The sequence below is a fragment of the Gracilibacillus massiliensis genome (assembly GCF_001458115.1).
Lineage (GTDB): Bacteria > Bacillota > Bacilli > Bacillales > Amphibacillaceae > Gracilibacillus > Gracilibacillus massiliensis.
The window spans coordinates 249668-269383 of sequence record NZ_CZRP01000010.1; the positions used below are offsets into that span (position 1 = coordinate 249668).

At 34.8% G+C, this 19716-nt stretch carries 12 protein-coding genes; 2 read left to right on the top strand and 10 right to left on the bottom strand.

Annotated features, from left to right (window positions below; genetic code table 11):
* The first annotated feature begins 484 nt into the window (after positions 1-484).
* Positions 485-952: a hypothetical protein gene (locus tag BN3107_RS03385; protein ID WP_058306234.1), complete on the top strand. Its 468-nt coding sequence runs from the start codon at positions 485-487 to the stop codon at positions 950-952.
* A gap of 627 nt (positions 953-1579) precedes the next feature.
* Here the strand turns inward: BN3107_RS03385 and BN3107_RS03390 are convergent.
* Positions 1580-2590, bottom strand: a complete 1011-nt coding sequence (locus BN3107_RS03390) for a DUF3231 family protein (protein WP_058306235.1) — start codon at positions 2588-2590, stop codon at positions 1580-1582.
* A 194-nt stretch (positions 2591-2784) separates the two neighbouring features.
* A complete protein-coding gene (locus BN3107_RS03395; RefSeq protein ID WP_058306236.1) occupies positions 2785-3702 on the bottom strand; it encodes an SDR family oxidoreductase in 918 nt (305 codons plus the stop codon).
* 145 nt (positions 3703-3847) lie between these two features.
* Between BN3107_RS03395 and BN3107_RS19960 the strand changes: the two genes are divergently transcribed.
* Positions 3848-4018 carry a hypothetical protein gene (locus tag BN3107_RS19960; protein ID WP_187370988.1) on the top strand — a complete coding sequence of 57 codons (171 nt, stop codon included), beginning with the start codon at positions 3848-3850 and terminating at the stop codon, positions 4016-4018.
* A gap of 66 nt (positions 4019-4084) precedes the next feature.
* On the opposite strand, the gene BN3107_RS03400 is transcribed toward BN3107_RS19960, so the two are convergent.
* The 8 genes from BN3107_RS03400 to BN3107_RS03440 all read right to left on the bottom strand — a co-directional run bounded on the left by BN3107_RS03400 (position 4085) and on the right by BN3107_RS03440 (position 19588).
* Positions 4085-5278, bottom strand: coding sequence for a serpin family protein (locus BN3107_RS03400; RefSeq protein WP_187370989.1), 1194 nt, complete (start codon positions 5276-5278; stop codon positions 4085-4087).
* Positions 5279-5407: 129 nt separating this feature from the next.
* Positions 5408-6241 carry a hypothetical protein gene (locus BN3107_RS03405; RefSeq protein ID WP_058306238.1) on the bottom strand — a complete coding sequence of 278 codons (834 nt, stop codon included), beginning with the start codon at positions 6239-6241 and terminating at the stop codon, positions 5408-5410.
* Between the two features lie 415 nt (positions 6242-6656).
* The gene (locus BN3107_RS03415; protein WP_058306240.1) at positions 6657-8993 is read right to left on the bottom strand and encodes a glycoside hydrolase family 3 C-terminal domain-containing protein; all 2337 of its coding nucleotides are present in this window, start codon (positions 8991-8993) and stop codon (positions 6657-6659) included.
* A gap of 75 nt (positions 8994-9068) precedes the next feature.
* Positions 9069-11816 (bottom strand): glycoside hydrolase family 3 N-terminal domain-containing protein, encoded by a 2748-nt coding sequence (locus BN3107_RS03420; RefSeq protein ID WP_058306241.1) that lies wholly within the window; start codon positions 11814-11816, stop codon positions 9069-9071.
* Positions 11817-12212: 396 nt separating this feature from the next.
* Positions 12213-14720: a GH39 family glycosyl hydrolase gene (locus BN3107_RS03425; RefSeq protein WP_058306242.1), complete on the bottom strand. Its 2508-nt coding sequence runs from the start codon at positions 14718-14720 to the stop codon at positions 12213-12215.
* A gap of 399 nt (positions 14721-15119) precedes the next feature.
* The gene (locus tag BN3107_RS03430; RefSeq protein ID WP_058306243.1) at positions 15120-15851 is read right to left on the bottom strand and encodes a Fic family protein; all 732 of its coding nucleotides are present in this window, start codon (positions 15849-15851) and stop codon (positions 15120-15122) included.
* Between the two features lie 136 nt (positions 15852-15987).
* A complete protein-coding gene (locus BN3107_RS03435) occupies positions 15988-18303 on the bottom strand; it encodes a TOTE conflict system archaeo-eukaryotic primase domain-containing protein (protein WP_058306244.1) in 2316 nt (771 codons plus the stop codon).
* A gap of 52 nt (positions 18304-18355) precedes the next feature.
* Positions 18356-19588: a Fic family protein gene (locus BN3107_RS03440; protein WP_058306245.1), complete on the bottom strand. Its 1233-nt coding sequence runs from the start codon at positions 19586-19588 to the stop codon at positions 18356-18358.
* Positions 19589-19716: the final 128 nt, after the last annotated feature.

The window sequence follows — 19716 nt, forward strand, 5'->3', positions numbered from 1 at the left end:
GTTAGGAACTTTGCAGAGTATTACGTACAGTTACCCAAGATAAAACAATAAATCCCCCTATTCCATCATTAAATGCAATTATACATTAAGGATAACGGATACATTCCCTTTGCTAAATCAACTATTTGTTCTTGAGTCTAAACTTTTAGTTGTCATTAACAATAGATTTTTCTAAGCTAACGTAACAAAAAAATACTGTACAGATTTCTGTTCTTCATTAGTATAAAAATATGTAAAATTGGGAAAAAGAAGAAGAGATAAGTGACTATTGATGTAGCTAAACTAAGTATTGTCTTTCTTCTCAATATAGTACATATAAAAAATTGTGATAGTCTGTGACTCCCCCATTAGCATGAACTGCGTGCCGGTAATGTTGAAACTCTAAACTGACAATTATTCAAAGAAGGTGTAGAAATGAATCAAAAGCATATCGTTGTACCACTCACATTAAATTTGTCTCATTTCTTCAGAAAGGTTAAAACAATTGAAGGCATCTGAAGCTTTATTATGGAGCATCGCACTACCTGGATTTGGCCAATTGCTCAATAGAAAGATAATAAAAGGAATCGTCCTTATTATTTTAGAGTTCTTTGTTAATGTATTAGGAAATTTAAACACTGTACTTTTTTTAAGTTTTCACGGGGAAATAGAAGAAGCTATTGCACACGCTGACTATCAATGGCTTCTGTTTTACCCTTGTTTATATTTCTTTGCCATGTGGGATGCTTATCGAGATGCTGGCGGTGGTAACAAACCCTATTCCTTTTTACCATTTGTTTTTTCTGCTTATTTTGTAACGATAGGAACTATTTACTCATCGAGTTTTACTATATTTGAGGTAGTATTAGGACCTATTTGGCTTCCAATACTAAGCGTACTACCGGGTGTGCTTGCAGGGTTACTATTACAAATGCTTTTTAGAAAGAGATTGTTGAGTATGGAAGAAAAATAAGTCTGGGATATGTATATTTTCTTAACTTCGAACACGAACGATGCAATATATTATTACGTAATAACCGGAAACTGCGACATAACCTCGTGGTAATTTTGACATGATTTGTGTGCGTAAAAACCGCTCCGGCTTGCCCACTTCGCTTTCCGGGGGGCATGCTCTCTTCAGCTAACTTTGGAAAGAAGACCACTTTCCAAAGTGGATCTTCAGATCATGCTAATCCCCAAGGAGTCGCAGTGGACGCCTGCGCTCATTGAGATTCTACAACAGATGCAAGAGTTGAAATAAAGACTACTATCGCATAATGTAAACGAAATACTTATAGAAACTTCAAAATGATAACTGTGACAACAGTTGCAGAATCCATTTAGAGCGAAGGCGTCCGTTTTCACTCCTGCGGGATGTTTTTACCCTAAGATCCACTTTTTAAGTGAACTTTGCTTAAAAAGTTAGCTTAGGGTAAAAACCCGCGGAAAAGTAAACGGACAAGCCGGAGCGGTTGTAAAGCACATATAAAATCTCAAAATTACCACTTCAGATATGCCGCAGTATCTTCCAAATACGAAGAAAAATCCAAACAATTCACAATCGTTTGGATTTTTCTAATTTTTTATTTTTGTCCCAGAGTCATTTTTCTCTAGCTAGCTTTTCCTTATCTTTAATTCCAGGCGGTTGCTCTAACCAATGGTTTTTAATCATAATTTCTGCTCCGCTTTTGGCTAACTTTGCTACTTCCAATGACAGGCGTTCATAATTAATCACCAAATCATTTCGTTGACTTGCTGCCGCGGCAGTCGCATAATTTCCGACTCCTGCAGTCATCATCAGTGACATATGAAACATGATTAATTTATCGGAAAACGTTTGAGTAGTCGAGTCACTAACGGAAAGATCCGGAAGTCGCGACGCCTCAATTTCATCGTTAAAAAGTGTATCAGCAAAAATTTTAATATGTTTCTTTGAAACCTCTTTACCTCTCAACATAAATTCTTGTATCTCTTTCGTTGGCGACGTTTGCGCAAACGACAAACACAACTTTACACCTATCGAATTTGTCATAATATTCAAGTACAAATGGGAGATCTCCACTGCGTTTAATGGCCTTTTTTCATTAAAAGGGTTTAGTCCGCTCAAATAGTTCTTACTATCGACATAAGCTTGTTCTTTCGGAACTTCCATGTATGGATGCCTTGCCGTTACTCCTTTTGATAAGGCAACCTCACTTGAACGATTAAAGAGGTTTGCCGTCTGATTCAGAACTTGAGTAAAGTATTCTCGTATATCCTCCCTAGTTGACATAGAAAGAGCACCACTATAGCCGATCATTCCAACTCTTGATAGGTGATTTATATAATTCAAACAAAATGTGTCTGTATATAACCAAGGGGCATCCAAATTAATATCATTGTCATTAAAACCAGTTGGTATCGCATAATTTTCTTGTTCAAAAATCGTTTGTAATTGCTCAAGGTTATTTGAAGAATTGTCATAAGCGTTCTGAATAACAGCATTTATTTCAGAATCTTTTATATGTTGCAACATAACACTTAACACGCATTTCGCCATACTGTCATTCATGTAGCCCGTCCATAAAGAAGCAATTTCACCAGATGTTAGGTATATCTTTCTATCCGTCATAAAGTACCTCCCAAATCATACAAATTATAGCCTTATTATGTACAAGATGAGTCAATTTATGCTCTATTAGCAATAAACAATGTACATAAAGTAAAAAATGAACAGATAGAGGTATATTACTCTTTAAAAAATAAGCAAAACTCATATTTCAAATATGTTGGATTGAGTAATTACTTTGACACGTTCACTGCTCCTTATCCAAATATTTGTCCACCATTTACTTGTAACGTTTGTCCCGTAACAAATCGGGAATCATCTGAGGCAAGATAAACAAACGTTGGGGCTAATTCAAATGGTTGCCCTTGACGGTCCATCGGATTACCTGCAAGTGTGACTTCATCGGCAGAGAAACTCGAAGGTATTAAAGGCGTCCAAAACTTACCCGGAGCAATCGCATTTACTCTAATACCTTTATCAACTAAGTTTCTAGCAAGAGCACGAGTAAATCCGATATTAGCCCCTTTCGTCGCCGTATAATCGATTAATTGATCATAACCATAAAACGCAACAACAGAAGAAGTATTAATAATCGAACTTCCGGATTTCAAGTATTTTAGTGCTGCTCGAGTAGTATAAAAATGCGAATATATATTAACTTTAAAAGTATCATCAAACTGTTCATCCGTAATATCTTCTAGACTTAATTGTTGGAACTGAATACCCACATGATTACATAAAATGTCGAGCTGACCAAATCTTTCAATTGTCTTTTCTACAATTTTAATGCACTGAAGCTTATCCCTTAAATCTCCTGGCAACAGCAAACAATTTTTGCCCAATTCTTCAATGCGCTTCTTCGTTCTGTTTGCATCATCATGTTCATCTAGGTATGCAATAGCTACATTTGCCCCTTCTTTTGCAAAGGCAATTGCGGCGGCTGCTCCTATCCCACTATCTCCACCTGTAATAAGCACAACCTTATCCTGTAATTTCCCACTTCCCTTGTAGTTGGGATTTTCAATAATCGGCTTTGGCACCATCAAATCTTCTACACCTGGTTGTCGAAATTGGCGTTGTTCTGGAACCGTTAAAGCAACCTCTTCATAGCGAGTTATTTTACCGTAATTAGGATGCATCGGATAATTTTGATGCCCTTGACTTTTATCACTCATTATAAAGCCTCCTTCAAAACTTTTTGTTCTGCATAGAGTACTTTATGTTTAGTAGGCATTTGACGTGTTTGTCTCATTAAGAAGAGACAACTAAACTAGCTCACTAAAAAAAGAAGCGCATAGTCTACTAACAGGAGGTGAAAAAATGCATTATTATTACAACCCAGAAGTTAAATACTTATTAATGCCAAAATCTCTTGAAAAGGAAACGTTATTGTACAATGCTAACCTATCGCGATTGAAAGTACCGACGATTGGACCCAGACCACCTTATTTCACTAACCCAATCTATCAACCCTATTATCCAATTATATAACCCTATATATGATGCAAAAGCCATCCTTTCAACTGAAAAGGATGGCTTTTCAGCTAACGAAAAGGATTATTTCGCTGCCTGCGGATTAGTAATGTCCCCCATGAATAATATGGTACCTGTTTCGTCATCTGTAATGGCAAAGAAAAAGGGGCGGTTCACTTCCATATGGAATGACAATGATTCATCTACTAGGGCCGACTCTGTGACCATTTCAACAGAGGTTGAGGCGGATGCTTCTGTCCCTTCTTCGGTTACCTCAATAAAGGTTTTTTGTTTCACTTTACTTATCCATACAGGTTCATTCTCTTTAATCATTTTAGTAAAATTTGCATCTTTATCAAATGCTGTCTTCATACCAAGTTTCTCTAATGTGTCATTCATCAATACTTCATATTCCATTTGAAATTTTGGTAGAATGATTGTTCCCTCTTGCTCATGGTATGCTGATCTCCATTTTTTCCAGTTATCATTCGCCAGCATTTTTTTAATTTCCTCGGTACTGGAGTGGGGTTTAGGAAGAAATACGTTCATACTCATCTCACTATCACCGTAAGGAAGAGAAACCGACTGAAAGTAATCATTTTCCATATAAGATACTTTTTCAGTAAGGGTCATAAGTGGCACATCTTTTGTGACTCCTTCTTCTACACAAAAAGGTTGTTTTTCAGTTTGATCTTCATCAAATTCATACTTCCACCCACCTTTAAAATAGATCGCATTAATAAGTAGGGCTACTAAATCATGATTTAATGGTGTCTCTACAATTTCTTCTATTTTACCTTTGGTTGATTTTTTAACCCAATCATTGATCTTTTGAGGAGAAGTGCTATCAGATATATCAAGTTCCTGTATTTCTGCATGGAAGTAATCACTATTATGTTGAGAGAAATCATTCTGAAAATGAAAATTTTTGTTTAACCAAATAGAGCTAGCTATATGTAATTGAATTTCCTCTGAATCATTATGTAGCATTGACATCAAGGATGCACTTGCTTTATTAAATTCATTTATATACATATCTTCAAAATGTAAAACTTTCGCTAATTCTCCTTTTGTCACCCCATCAGCCCCGTTATATACCATCGATAACGCTATATATAGACTTATTGGGGAAATGAATGTATTACCATCGCCATCCTCCTCAACTTCTGACAATAAATCAAATCCCAACTGATTATTGAGGGGAACAATTTTTTTATAGTCATCTTCCTCAAAGTCTACATCAGTATCGCTCATAGAATTACCTGTACTATCTCTCATTTCACAGCCCGCAGCCATTATGATCAAAAAATTTATTATTATAAAAAGAAAGATTATGTTCCTCAAAGTTACCTCCACCCTTTTATAACATATGTCGTTATAAAACGGAAAAAGTTTCAAGTATTGAAATTAGCTTTTCACTTTACAAATAAAGGAGTAAGCATATTGAGTCCAAAAAAGTAAAAGGGTTGCCAGTACGATATATATAATTGTATAGATGTAAAATGGTATTTCCACCACAAGTACGCCTAGATAATACAAGGGCAGATCGATTCCGTAAACCAAAATCGGCGCAAGCAAACGCCATCGAAGCTTTTGAAAAAGGAGAATTCCAATAACAAAGATTAAACTTTTTAATACACCCATGATCGTTGAGACAAAAATGTTATCCCGATAAACATCATCAAAAAAGCCAAATTGATAGTAACGAATAGCTGCAACGGACATAATAAACATTACGGTCCCCACACCACTCCAGCCTTGCATCCACAAAGTTAAAAAACGAGACCATTTAGTCCCTAGTTGCAGAGCACGCAACCAAAATTTAGATAATGAGAAAAAGAATAGGGCGACAAAGAACGTAAAACCCTTGTTCCACCAGTTTGTATGGTAAATATCTAACCACTCAAATAACCATTCTACACCTACCAATGTTATTGCAAATAGGATGAGCCAACGCAACCTCAGTTGATACACCGCGGTTACTACACCTAAGACAGGAATGACAAACAAATTTGAGACAATTGCCCCTAGCGCGTTATCGTAGTATTGTACGGCAAGCACTTCGGGATAATAAACGTAACTGTTTCCAATAACAAAGACGAAAAACTCTGCTGTAAACACTATTCCAGCAAAACTTAAAAATAATACAGTTAATCCAAATTGACGCTTATGAATAATTACTGCTATCAATATTGTTAAGCTTATAATAGTCAGGATTAAATAAGGGATATAGTTTGGCATTGAGCAGACTACCTTTTTTCATTATTATCCAACAGATATTTTAATAATATACACGTTACTTTTTTAAATATAGAAAACAAAAAGCATAAAACTTTTTCATTGGATAAATACGCGACAGTGTTGTTAGACTTGTACCATAGCAGTGTCCTTATAAAGTACGAAAATGTATCACCTTGAGATGCAGAGCATTAAATCATTCGTTATGTAATTAAAAAGAGGAGAGATTGATATGTCTAACGATGAATTAGCAAAAAAGAGATGGCTTGCAATACCAAGTGACATTCGAAAAAATTTGAAAGCGATGTGTAATGCTTCACTCTTTTGGCTTCTCATATTTTTCAAAAAAACAGAGAAGCCCTCTTTATCTTTCACCAAATGCTATAGGCAAAAGTGTTTAGTATGTTTCCGTATAAATTTAGCGATTAATCCATCTTAGTAATGCCTCCACCTTCTTTTTACTAACTTTCCCACCTGAAAAACGGTCAATTTGTCTAAATGGCATGTTTATAATAAAGTAAACGTTATTTGCCGTTAATGGTTTTCCAATCTTTTTAAAGAAAACATAGAAGAACATGATAGATTTATATAACGTTTTTCCTATCCAGTTCTTATACTGCGCCTGATTAATTGTGTCATTCATTCCTAAATCTTTATGACGATTCCATTCTTTCGGAGGTAGTTTTCTTCCTAATATTTTTTCGAATTCTGAATCAGGGATATCCTTTACATTAGCCGACGCATAGTTCGGAAATTCATTTTTTAAGAAAACTGACGGAGAAACACCTTCCAGCTCAATCATTTCCTCTAAATGAACCTCTTGAAGGGAACTTCCTATTTGAATCTTGTAATTCCCCGATTCAATCTCCCAATCCTTCTTTTCAGGGTTATAGTAAGAGAAATCTCGTTTAGTTAACTCTAGTGTAACTCGCTTCGTTTCACCAGGTTCCAAGTAAACTTTATCAAAACCTTTCAATTCCTTTTTTGAACGGAAAATTCTTGAATCTGCCTTTTCAATATACAACTGTGCAATTTCAGCTCCAGCCAATTCACCTGTATTTGTCAGATCAAAACTTACAGTTAAACCATTGATATCAATGTTGTTGTATTCAAAAGTAGTATAAGATAGCCCATATCCAAATGGATAACGCACTGGTAAATTAGCTGTATCAAAATATCTATACCCAATGAATAATCCTTCCTTATGTTCACTTGTTGCTTGATCTCCCGGATAGTATGCCGAAGAAGGAACATCCATATAATCAATTGGGAATGTTTCATTTAATTTACCACTAGGATTGTGTTTACCGATTAGAAGATCAACGACAGCTTCCCCAACACCTTGGCCTGAAAGGTAGGTGTGTAAAATACCTTGTACATCATCTGCAAATGGTAATTCAAGTGCTCCACCACCAGCTAAAACAACAACCACATTCTTATTTACTTTTACTAAAGACTCAACAAGCTCTAGCTGATTTTGAGGCAGTTTTAAATCCTCTCGGTCTACCCCTTCTGCTTCTTTACTTTCATCAAGACCAATAAATACAATTACTGTTTCAGCAGACTCCGCAAGACTTGTTGCTTCTTTCAATAATTTACTGCTCTTTCCTCCCATACGCTTAAATCCTTGTGCATAACCAACTATATTTAAAGAAGAATCTTGTAAATGATCAAGTGGATTACTTAACTTATAAGGATTAATTAAGGAACTACCTGCGCCTTGATACCTTGGAATTTTTGCAAAGTCACCAATAACTGCTACTTCTGCTCCGGCTTTAAGTGGCAGAATATTTTTTTCATTCTTCAGCAGTACCATTGACTGACGAGCTGCATTAACGGATCTTTTGTGGTGCTCTTCATAATCTACTTGCACAGATTCTTTATCATCTAAACGCACTTTATTTATAAGAGCTAACAATTGATCTACTGCTTCATCTAATATCGATTCATCTAGTGTTCCTGCATGTATTGCGTCAACAATTTCCTTATCCGTAATTCCATTAGTGGATGGCATTTCTAGTTGGTTATGAGCTTTTAAGCCAGCAACACGGTCATTATTTCCCCCCCAGTCCGTTACAATAACACCATCAAAGCCCCATTCATCGTATAAAATTTCATTTGCTAAATGTTGATTTTCATTTGCATATTCGCCATTCACCTTATTATAAGAAGACATGATTGTATAAGGGTTACTTTCTTTCACTACTTTTTCAAAACCAGTTAAATAAATTTCTCTAAGTGAACGTTCATCCACAATTTCATCAATCGTCATTCGCATATGTTCTTGACTATTTACTGCATAATGCTTAGGACAAGCTGAAATACCATTAGACTGAATTCCTTGTACCATTCCACTAGCAAGTTCACCAGTTAGGTATGGATCTTCTGAAAAATATTCAAAGTTACGTCCACATAATGGGTTACGTTTGATATTTAGTCCAGGTCCAAGTAAGACACTTACTTTTTCACTGCGAGCTTCCTTACCGATATCTTGCCCTACCTCATATGCAAGTGACTTATCCCAACTATTTGCTAACGTTGCTGCTGTTGGGTAACAAGTTGCTGGCAAACTTTTGTTTAATCCTAAGTGATCTGCTTTCCCACCTTGTTTACGCAGTCCATGTGGACCATCAGTTAGCATAATGGATGGAATACCAAGCCTTTCCACAGCCTTGGTATTCCAAAAGTTTTTTCCAGACATGAGGGAAGCTTTCTCTTCCAATGTCATTTGTTTAATTATACTTTTATGTTTCATTCTAAACTGCCCCCAAAGTTATTAATGGTAAGAAGGCGGACTATGTCCGCCTTCTTGTTTGATCAAATCATTTTTCTAGTTAAAAATGTACGTTTGAAGTGTTGCATATAGTGCGTTATGCATGCTATTTCGCAGTCCCACTGTAATCGCTTCTGGATGTTGTTCATATGCTTCTTTTAAAGTACTTTTGTTTTGTGGAATTGAAAAAATATCTAACATTACATCATTACCAGAAGTAATGGCTTGTGGTGATTCCATAAATCCAAACACCGCATCTGAAGATACGAAACCTTCAAAGCCCCACTCATCTCGTAGCATTCCATTTAATAATTCTGGATTTGCCCATTTCCCATCAATGTAAGAAAAACTAGACATTGTACCTGTTACACCAGCCTCTTTCACAGTCATTTCAAAAGGACGCAGGTGAATTTCTCGCATCGCTTGTTCATTAGACCATACTAGAATCCCAGAACGTGCATTTGTTTCTTGCTCATTCATTGCAAAGTGTTTCATAAATACGGTAATACCTTGGTCAGTAGCACCTTCTGACATACCTGCACCAATCATACCGTTTAACACAGGGTCTTCTGACATATACTCAAAGTTTCTTCCACCTTGTGGCGTACGATGAACATTAAGAGTTGGAGCGTACCATCCATGAATACCGTAAGCTTTTGCTTCTTGTCCAATCACCTCACCCATCTTGTATGCTAAATCTTTATTCCAAGTCGATGCTACAACGATCTCTGTTGGGTATGCACCGGCTTCAAATTGTTTAAAGAAAAAGCTAAAACCAGCAGGTCCATCCATTAAAACTGTGTTTGGAATACCAAGGTCTTCAATTGCTCTTGTGTGATAAGCACCTTCTGATACATAATTGATCATTTGGTCTGTAGTCAATTGATCTAAAAATTCATCCCACAAAGGATCATCATAATCTAACCCTTCTAGATCTTCCAGTTTAACCCCATTGTAAGAACCTGTTGTAGGCATTTCTACATCGTCATTATATTCATGTCCCTGCACTCTTTCGATCACTTTATCACTTGCAATTGGTGAATCATCTTGATCTGACGGGTATGTTCCTTCCCAATCGTTCCGAGAAAGTACGGTTAATTCATTTTCTGATTGAGTAAAACGATTTTTGTATTCCGTTTCTGTATCAGCATCTGTTTGATACACAATATCTTTAGCTAATTCAAAGTTTAGTGTGTTATCAATTTCATGAACATTCTTACCAAGTTTAATTTCGTATGTTCCATTTTCTAATATATAGTTTTCATTTTCCATATCATAAGAAGCCATGTCTCTTGTATCATATTGAATAGTTAATACTTCTGACTCTCCTGGTTCTAATGATTTTGTTTTTTCAAATGTGGCTAAATTAATGGCAGACTTTTCAATTCCTCCTGGTGTGTATGGAGCAGAATAGTATACTTGAACAACGTCCTTACCAGCTACTTCACCTGTATTTGTCACCTCTACTTGCAATTCAATAGAATCATTGTTTAATTCTTGATTAACTATATTCCAATCAAATGTTGTATAACTTAAACCAGAACCAAACGGAAATTGAACTGTTTGATTGTAAGCTTCTTCATTTCCTTGATAGAAAGTTTCATAGAATCTGTATCCTATATAAATCCCTTCTTCATAATTAAGGTAAGCTTTATCTAAATTCTCATACTGATAATCTCCAAAATTCTCACTTGCTGGTGAAGACTCTACATCATAGACATAGGTATCTGTAATACGGCCTGATGGATTTATATCTCCTGATAGTGCTTTAGCAAGGGAATTCGTTCCAAATGGTCCAGGTGTTCCAACCCAAAGAACGGACTGAATACTTGGATATTCCTCAACAAATCCTAACTCTAACGTATTACCAGCATTTACAATAATGGTAACATTACTAAAGTTTTCTGCTACTTTTTCAACTAGAGCATGCATTTCATCTGATAACTTTAGCTGATCAATACTTACATCAGAAGCTTCTACAGCTTCACTCTGAATAATAATCATTGCATTTTCAGAGTACTCTTTCGCTTGAGCTAATGCAGCATCGGTTACATCTGGTTCACCAGCTGCATCGTCACCACTGAGCATTCCTTTAATTACTTGAACAACACCTGTTTCCGAATCTCCTGTTGTTGCTTTCAATTCTGGCAATCCCGTATAGTAGTCATATAATTCCTGATTATATTCGATATCTGCATTCGTAAGTGCATCAAATAAATTCACAGCACGAGTTTGGTCTGATGCACCAGAACCACCTCCACCATATTTAAAAGTAAACGCTGTGGAGCCAAATACGTTGATTTTTTTTTCTTCTAATGGTAAGGAGTTATTTTCATTTTTTAATAATACTAATCCTTCATTCGCAATCTCTTCTGAAACAACATCAGCTACTTCTCTTGCTTGAACAGCCTCTTCACTTGTTGTATCAATCGTAATATGTTTACCAGTAATATTCTCCAATAAGCTAAAAACTGTCGGTCCTACAGTGACACCAATAGTTAGTAACAATACAGCAACAACAGACCAGCCCGTGATACGCCATGGTCTATTTTTCAATTTTTTATAGATTTTAGCTTCTTTTTTCGCTACTTTTCTTTCTTTACGGCTTAATGATTTCAATTCTTCTTTTCTTTGATGTTTTTGCTCTTTTCGCAACCGTTTATCCTTCTCAATCTCTGCCTTTCGTTCTGATTCTGGCAAAGCCGCAATTTCTAGCTTTTTTTCTTTACGTTTAGCCTTATCTTCCCTCACACGTTGCAATATTTCTTGCTTCTTGTTTTTTTTCTTTTTAAAGTATTCAAACACGATAATCCCCTCCAACTTCTTGATATATTTCATTTCAAAGAATATCCAGAATCATTTTTTCTAATTGCAAATATTAAGATAACGTTTTCAATTTGCATGTGTAAAATCATCTCGATATTACTTTTCTGATAGATAGAATAGCACCATTTTGTTACTTTATTTTCAGTATTCCTGTTTTTACCCCTCTCACCTCTTTATTACCAGGAAAGATATGAATCACATCTCCCTTTCCTACAGGTTAGTTACAATATACTATCCAATACCTATGAATACATTCCATTAATTAAGAAATGCTATTCCGATTATTGACTTTTATAAAAAATAGACAACACTGCCATTGATGAAGGCAGTGTTGTCTATTTTTCAGTCCTTATGCAAATGTATGGGATTTCAATATTAATACCGGCGTTTTATTTCAATCAATTGTATTTCATGAGGTTGTAAGGATGTTGCAAGACTATAATTTTCTTTTACAGAAATATGCTGTATTTTCACTCCAGGTTCCGCTCTTCCTTTAATATAGTTCATTGTATCATTGTCGATATCATCAGATGCTCCGGTGTCTACCCAAGCATCATAAGAAGACCCCTGTTGCCTATTAACATACTGTTTCTTAATTATATACTCACCATGTAAGCCATCTAAAGTTAATTGGAATGACTTCTCACGTTCCTTTTCAAATACCATATAGCGACTAGTTGGTGACAGTTGTGAATAGTCAAATGTTCGGTATAGATGATTGGGATGGCTATAATTGAAAAGTAAGATTTGATAATCTTCTCCGCATTTAGTGACTATCATATCTTCTTGTTTTGAAACTAAATAATCACCAAGCTTGCTTAGGAAGGAGAATGCATGATACCCTGCTTTTTTTATTCCATTATAGGTCACTAATCCAAATCCACCATGAAATAACGGCTGCTCCAATTGAAACTCGTCAAATATGTCTGTAAATGTCCAAAAACCCATCCCTTTCACTTTTTCAAAGTTTTCGATCACATTTTTTGTGATAAAGGCCCCCATATAACATGTGTCGTGTAACGGATCCCTACTATCAGTATTTGCGTTCCATTCCGTTATCCATAGTTCTTTATTTAGAGATACCAATCCTTTGCTCCTTTTAATAATATCGTCAATGCGTGTTGAAAAATTATCTTCATCCCCTATCATAATGCTACTCGATTCAGCTATTTGTTGCATGACGGTTCCTGTTACGTCCATACCACTCATTGATTCGGGTTTAGGTAAAGGATTCTTGGATAAATTATAAACATGAAATGTAAAGAAATCTACACCAATCTTTTCATTTTGCGCAAAAGCATCAAAATCATTTAACCAATTTTGATGTTGGGAAAAGTCAATGGTTCCAAATCCTCCAATTTTCAATTCAGGATCTATTGCTTTAATGCACCTATAACTCTCAGCATAAAAGGTAAAGAACTCCTGCCTTGTCTCCCCCCAGAAATGTTGTACTTCCGGTTCATTCCAGAACTCAAAATACCATGTTCTAACTTCTTGCAATCCATATCGATTAATTAAATGTCTGAAAAATGCATCCAGTAATTGTAGCCACCGATCCATTTCCTTTGGAGGTGATACAAACGCATCCCACCAAAATATCCTTTTATCAGTACTTGCTAAATCTTTTGGCATAAAACCAATTTCAATAAAAGGCTTTACATGGACGTCAAGCAAATTATCCAATAGAGAATCTATGTGATTAAAGTTAAAATAAAAGGACCCATCCGTTTTTTCATTATAGACCATGAGTTGGTCTGAAAAAATTCCATGAAATCGAATGTATTCAAATCCTATTTCGTCTTGAATCTGTTTCAATTGATCATAAAAATCCTTTCTTAGGGCATGAGGAGCAAACCCAAATGACGATAATCTAGTGAAAGAACGATTTATTTTATTTAAATTATTGGAAACATCAATCGTTCTTGTCTCACTTTTTTGTATTTGAACATCGCCCTTATCCTTATGATCTATGTATTTAAATAAATTTGTAAATGATTCCTTACTATTTATGCTCAGATAATCCTTTACTATGCCTTTTTTTAGTTCTAATCGATATTGTTCTCGATACTGCATTGGTGTTACCCCCAATACATCCTTGAAGACTCTGTAATAAGCTTTACTGTCTGGAAAACCAAATTTAAGAGCTATCTCTGTTACGGTTTCATCTGTTGTCCGCAAGGTAAACAATGATTTATTTAAGCGCATATTATCTAAGTATTTTTTCAGAGATACCCCCACATTTGATTTAAAATATCTGGACAGATAATGAGGATTTAATGAAAACTTTTTTGCTATATCCTGCAATCCAAAATGTATTTCTAGACTATGTTCATTCATATAATGGAGTATTTCTGCAAGTCTTTGGTCATCTTCCATTCGCTTTTTTCTTGTTTTGCTAGGCACCTCAAAATGCTCTAGCAGAATGACCACAAGATCTAGTAGCATTTTCTTAACCTTAAGGTGGTAAAGGTTTTTCTTATTCAATACCAGGTCCATCATATTGGCTAGAATATATTTTATTTCATCTAAGACAAACATTGATCCTTCCTCAACTTCTCTTGAATTCAAATAGAATCTTTTTTGCTCAAGATCGGTACCCAGTTTCTTAAAGTATCTGTTATCAAATTGCAAAGCTAACACATGTGTCTGTCCAAATACTGTCCTAGAATTGATAAAATGTAGCTCATCTCCATTCACAAGAAAAACATCACCCGTGTTAAGTTGATAGTCATCTTGGTTAACTCTGATATCCAATTCACCTTCTAACACAAAAAGCATTTCAGTAGCTTCGTGCCAATGAAAAGGAAATTGTTCTACTGTATGTGTAAAGATGTTAATTGGTAAATCAACCTCATAGTCTATCTGCTCATATTGATAAAGCATCCTTCACCGCCCCCTGTACGATAATTATACATACTTTAGCATAAGAAAAATAACTTCACAATTTTATAGAGTTTGAATAATAATTTTACTTTTAAAATCCCCATGTACAGTTAATAACATCTATTATATGAAAAAGCATCTCCATTATCGCTTTATTACCACATTAAACACTTCTCCCTTACCAATTAAAACAATAAAGATGTTGGGATAAGCTTGCACTCATTTAATGGGACTTTCAGCACTTAGTCCTGCTGGTAATGCATGCAAAAAAAAGGCATCTCTCAAGTTTAAACAACTAATGAGAAGACTACCTTTATATGCTTAAATGTTAGCATTGAGCTAAATTGATGTGAGAGCGTTTATCCTAAACTTATCAGTATATTGTATATATTTAAGCATTTATTTTATCGCACTTAAATAAAGGTTTAATGAATCTTCTACTTCGTCCGCGACTAACTTAATAAAGTCCTCATACTCTTTTTGTGTATGTGCTTTATCTAATGCTTCATAATATGTTATTCGATTTTCCACTTTAATAACAATTGGTGGAAAACCAGCTTTCATGAGTTCTAAATTTAATAACAGACGGGATGTCCGACCATTTCCATCAATAAATGGGTGAATCCCAACAAAAATAGCATGCAGCATAGCTCCACGAGTAACCGGGTGTAATTTTTTTGTTTCTGCTTGTTCATACCATATCATCAACTGTTCCATCTCTTCTTTTATCAGAAAAGGAGCCGGTGGGATATGTTTCGCACCAGAAATAAAAACTTGTTGGTCCCTATATACACCTGCATATTCATCATCAATTCCTTTTAGTACAAGACGATGTATATTTTTAATTTGCCATTCCGACAAAGGTTCACCCTTTTGCACAATCTCCTCTACAAAATGAATCGCATCCCGATGATTAATAACCTCTAAATGTTCACGTAGCGTTTTGCCACCAACAGTAATTCCTTCTAGAACTACCTTTGTTTCGTTGATCGTTAGCGTGTTTCCTTCAATAGCATTTGAATTATATGTCCAGTCGAGTAATAACTTTTCACGTAAGCTTTTCACTGCATATTTAGGTAAAGGTCTATTGTCATCTAAAGCTTTCTTCATTTGATTAATATGTTCGAACATTTGCTACACCTCTCTCACTGAAACATATTTACTTTTCTTCTATATTTGATTTCTTTAAAATTCACCTTATTGACAAATATTCAGTTACCTAGATCCTTTTGTTAATTAATTATACCATTTTATTGACTTCAAGCTTCTAGAATAACTGAATTTGTTGGCTCTTCTCTTTATTTTCACCTCTTATACGATAACCAATACTTTTATATCCCTTCAACCGCTTTTCAAACATTTTCTGTAAGATTTCCACGTTTGTATCAACATAATCAAATACTTTTACTTCATCTTTACCACTATGATCCCGATGAAGCCGTCCTACATATTGTTGCAACGTTCCTTTCCAGGAGATTGGCATTGTAAGGAAGAGTGTATCTAATCTAGAATCGTCAAACCCTTCTCCCACATATTGTCCTGTTGCAATTAACAATCTCTCTTCACTGTCAGGTAAGCTGATTAACTCTTCTAACTTTTCTTTTCGTTCTTTCTTCTTCATTGCTCCAGATAAAATAATAATATTTTTTGCAAATCCTTTAAAAAGCTCATATAGCTCATTCACATGGTCCAATCGTTCTGTTAACACGATAGGCGATCGCTTTTCTTCAAGAACTTGTAAAACATCATTAAAAATCATGTCATTTCGTTCTTTGTTAGTCGATAACAAAGAATAGATAGCTTGGATATCCGTTTCCTCTGTTTTGAATGAAGTTTTTCTTTTGATTAGAGTTTGATTAAATGGCTGGATATTTGCTTGCTGCTTCTGATTGGTTTTGTACCTTATAGGTCCACATTGCATGAAAATTATCGGGTGTAATCCATCTTTCCTAACTGGCGTTGCGGTTAAGCCATACACCTTTTTGGATCGAACTGCTTTTAATACCTTTTCAAAGCTAACAGCAGAAATGTGATGACATTCATCCACGATAATTTGCCCGTATTGATGTAACTCAGATTTAACTTTACCATTGTGATTTAGCGATTGAATGGTAGCTATATCTATATGAAAGTTAGGTTTATTTTTCCCACCACCAATTTGACCAATTTCTTTGATTGGAATGTTTAAAAAAGTTGATAATCTTTCCTTCCATTGATCAACTAATTGAGTTCGATGCACAATTATCAGTGTATTGATTTCATTTCTACTGATTAATGCTGCCGCTGTCACTGTTTTTCCAAAGCCTGTAGCTGCTGCTAATACTCCATTATCATATTTAGTCATAGCAGTAACGGCATCGTCCTGTTGGAGAGTGAGTTGACCAGAAAACTGAGAATTAATAGGTTTCCCTTCGTATTGGTTGTTTCGTATGTTAAGAGATATTTTATAATTAGCGAAAATCTCTTTTACTTTTTCTAATAGACCTCGTGGTAATACAAGCATATTGTCACTTAACTGTGTGCAATCAATTTTCCTAGGGATTCGATGTGTGGAGAAACGGTTTGCTTGTGCTTTGTAAAACGCCGGATTTCCAAATGTCGCAAGTTTTTGTAATTCATCTAGAATCGTACTAGGTAATGATTTTTTGGGAATTTGTATACCTTGTTTTAATTCGATCGTCATTTCTGGTGGCATTTCAATATTTTCAGTTGACTCTCTCACTTTGATTGGATTTCCTTCATCAGAGAAATCATTTACTATTTCTAAGATAGATGCTTCAGATATCCTTCTTATCGACGAAAGATATTGCCACTGATCGTCAAATTCCTGGAACGAATCATTTACAAACACACTATTCCCTTTTATTTTTGCTTGTTTTTGAAACGGGAGCGCTATTAAATTGCCAAAACCTCCTTCCTTTAAAATGTCTTGACTAGGGAACATTCGATCAAAGGATTTCAAGCCAACTCCAACGCGTTTTTCACATGTTTTAGTTAGTAAAAAAGAGCCTAATTTTCTAGCTATAGAAGCACTTATTGCTTTTTCAAAAAAGAACCATATATGAGCTCCTTCGCCTGAACGAGAGCGTTCGATATGATAGGATAATTCAAAATCTTTACAAGTTCCAATAAATGCACGCACATCATCCTGCCACAGCTTTTTGTCAAAATCGACAGCCAGAAAATAACACGTGTTATCTTCAAGTAACGGATATATTCCTACCGTTTTTGTCCCATTTAAATGATCATAGATTACTTGAGGTGTTAGAGGATGAAATAACCGAGATTTTTTCCGCGGATGCTTTTTATCCCACTTGATTTCAGATGATGGTGCGTAACCAGATTCACCTGTTTTACTCGATTGCCATCTTGTAGCAAAAACATCCATTCTGCCACGAAAAATGTTAATAAAAAGTGAAATGGCTGCTTTTTCTTTAGAAGTAAAATCCTGCTCAGTTTTCTTCACATTAGTTGTGCAATGATGATGTGTATTTCGATAGAGCTTCTTTTTTAATTGTATATTTTCCTTTTTTAATCTATCAATCTCTTTTAAAGCAGACCTGAGCTGTTCTTGAATATCCATAAGGCTACTCCAATCATTAAAGTCTTTAACTCTAGTTTAGACAATATTTTTCTCAGATAACCAAAATACTTTCCAAAAATTCGTCCGTTATTTTATATTCTTTCGGTCTTTGCTTAACGACTTTAACATATCCTTTATCTTCTAAGTTGCTCATTATTTGATTTATTTTGTACCTTGATTGGTTAGAGATTTCCATCAGCTTAGTGACAGGAAAGTTTGCATCATCATGAACAAATACACTAAGATGAGTCAAAATTTCCATTAATTCTGCTTCCTCTTTTCTCTCATTCCACATACCACTTTTAAATGATTCTTTAATTCTTTCCATTTTTGACAAATTTATTTCCAAGTCTTCAATAATTCCTTCTTGGCCCGAGGAAAGCAACTCTAACATATCTATTAAATAAAAGGTCATTTCCCCTTTATTTAAAGGAAAAGGGATTTCTTCAAGAGCTTTATAATACTTAGATTTGTTCTTATTGATAGCATACGAGAAAGTAATAGCAGAATATCTCTCTAAATATCTGGATAAGTAACTACACACTAATAAACGTCCTGTCCTTCCATTGCCGTCATAAAAAGGATGTATATACTCATAATAATAATGCGCAACCATGTACCGGTACAATTCTAAATGTTGTTCATCATCAAGATAATTTATTAACGCATGTAGTGACTCAATAATTTTGACTTCCGTACTAATACCTATATGTGTTGTTTTTGTTCCATCATTTATTTCTACATATCCTTTTCTAAATAGTTCACCATCTGGTTCATCATTTTTATCAATTTCATCTGAAACTAAATCATCGTATAACATCCTAAAATCAGAGATCGCTGTAAATGGTTCAATTTTATCGATAAACAAATACGTTTTCATGAGCCCTTTAAACCTTTTACGTTTTTTTTCTAATCTTACTACATCATCTAATACTTCTTTTAATTCCTTCTTGGTACTCCGAATACCTTCTATTTCATTATTACTTTGTGCTTCATTAACTATTAGTTTATGGAAATAGGGTTCTACAACAAAATTAGGAAGTTTACTAATTAATGAAGAAATCTTTGAACTATTGATCAATACTTGGTTATTTAAAGACATTAATTGATGGGTATTTACATAAAACAATTGGTAGGATTCGTTAATTTTTTGCTCTTTTCTAAACCCTCTAATATGTAAGGGGATTAAATAGCTACCGTAGCTTTTTTTTCTTTTATCTATTTCATTCTTATAAAATTCGTTACCTTCTTTATAAAAAATCTTTGTTAATTTTTCGTACTCCATAGTTATCACCTCTCTTATTTTAAATTATCGTCTTTTTTTGAAATTATATACCCGAATAGATGTGTTTTGCAATAAATTTATAGAGTTTTTAGTTTATTTTGAAATATATTTGAATTATTCTTAGAATT

Coding starts and splice junctions, on each gene's coding strand:
- BN3107_RS03435 (WP_058306244.1), bottom strand. CDS start 18,303: ATGGATATTCAAGAACAGCTCAGGTCTGCTTTAAAAGAGATTGATAGA.
- BN3107_RS03425 (WP_058306242.1), bottom strand. CDS start 14,720: ATGCTTTATCAATATGAGCAGATAGACTATGAGGTTGATTTACCAATT.
- BN3107_RS19960 (WP_187370988.1), top strand. CDS start 3,848: ATGCATTATTATTACAACCCAGAAGTTAAATACTTATTAATGCCAAAA.
- BN3107_RS03395 (WP_058306236.1), bottom strand. CDS start 3,702: ATGAGTGATAAAAGTCAAGGGCATCAAAATTATCCGATGCATCCTAAT.
- BN3107_RS03400 (WP_187370989.1), bottom strand. CDS start 5,278: ATGAGAGATAGTACAGGTAATTCTATGAGCGATACTGATGTAGACTTT.
- BN3107_RS03405 (WP_058306238.1), bottom strand. CDS start 6,241: ATGCCAAACTATATCCCTTATTTAATCCTGACTATTATAAGCTTAACA.
- BN3107_RS03430 (WP_058306243.1), bottom strand. CDS start 15,851: ATGTTCGAACATATTAATCAAATGAAGAAAGCTTTAGATGACAATAGA.
- BN3107_RS03390 (WP_058306235.1), bottom strand. CDS start 2,590: ATGACGGATAGAAAGATATACCTAACATCTGGTGAAATTGCTTCTTTA.
- BN3107_RS03415 (WP_058306240.1), bottom strand. CDS start 8,993: ATGAAACATAAAAGTATAATTAAACAAATGACATTGGAAGAGAAAGCT.
- BN3107_RS03440 (WP_058306245.1), bottom strand. CDS start 19,588: ATGGAGTACGAAAAATTAACAAAGATTTTTTATAAAGAAGGTAACGAA.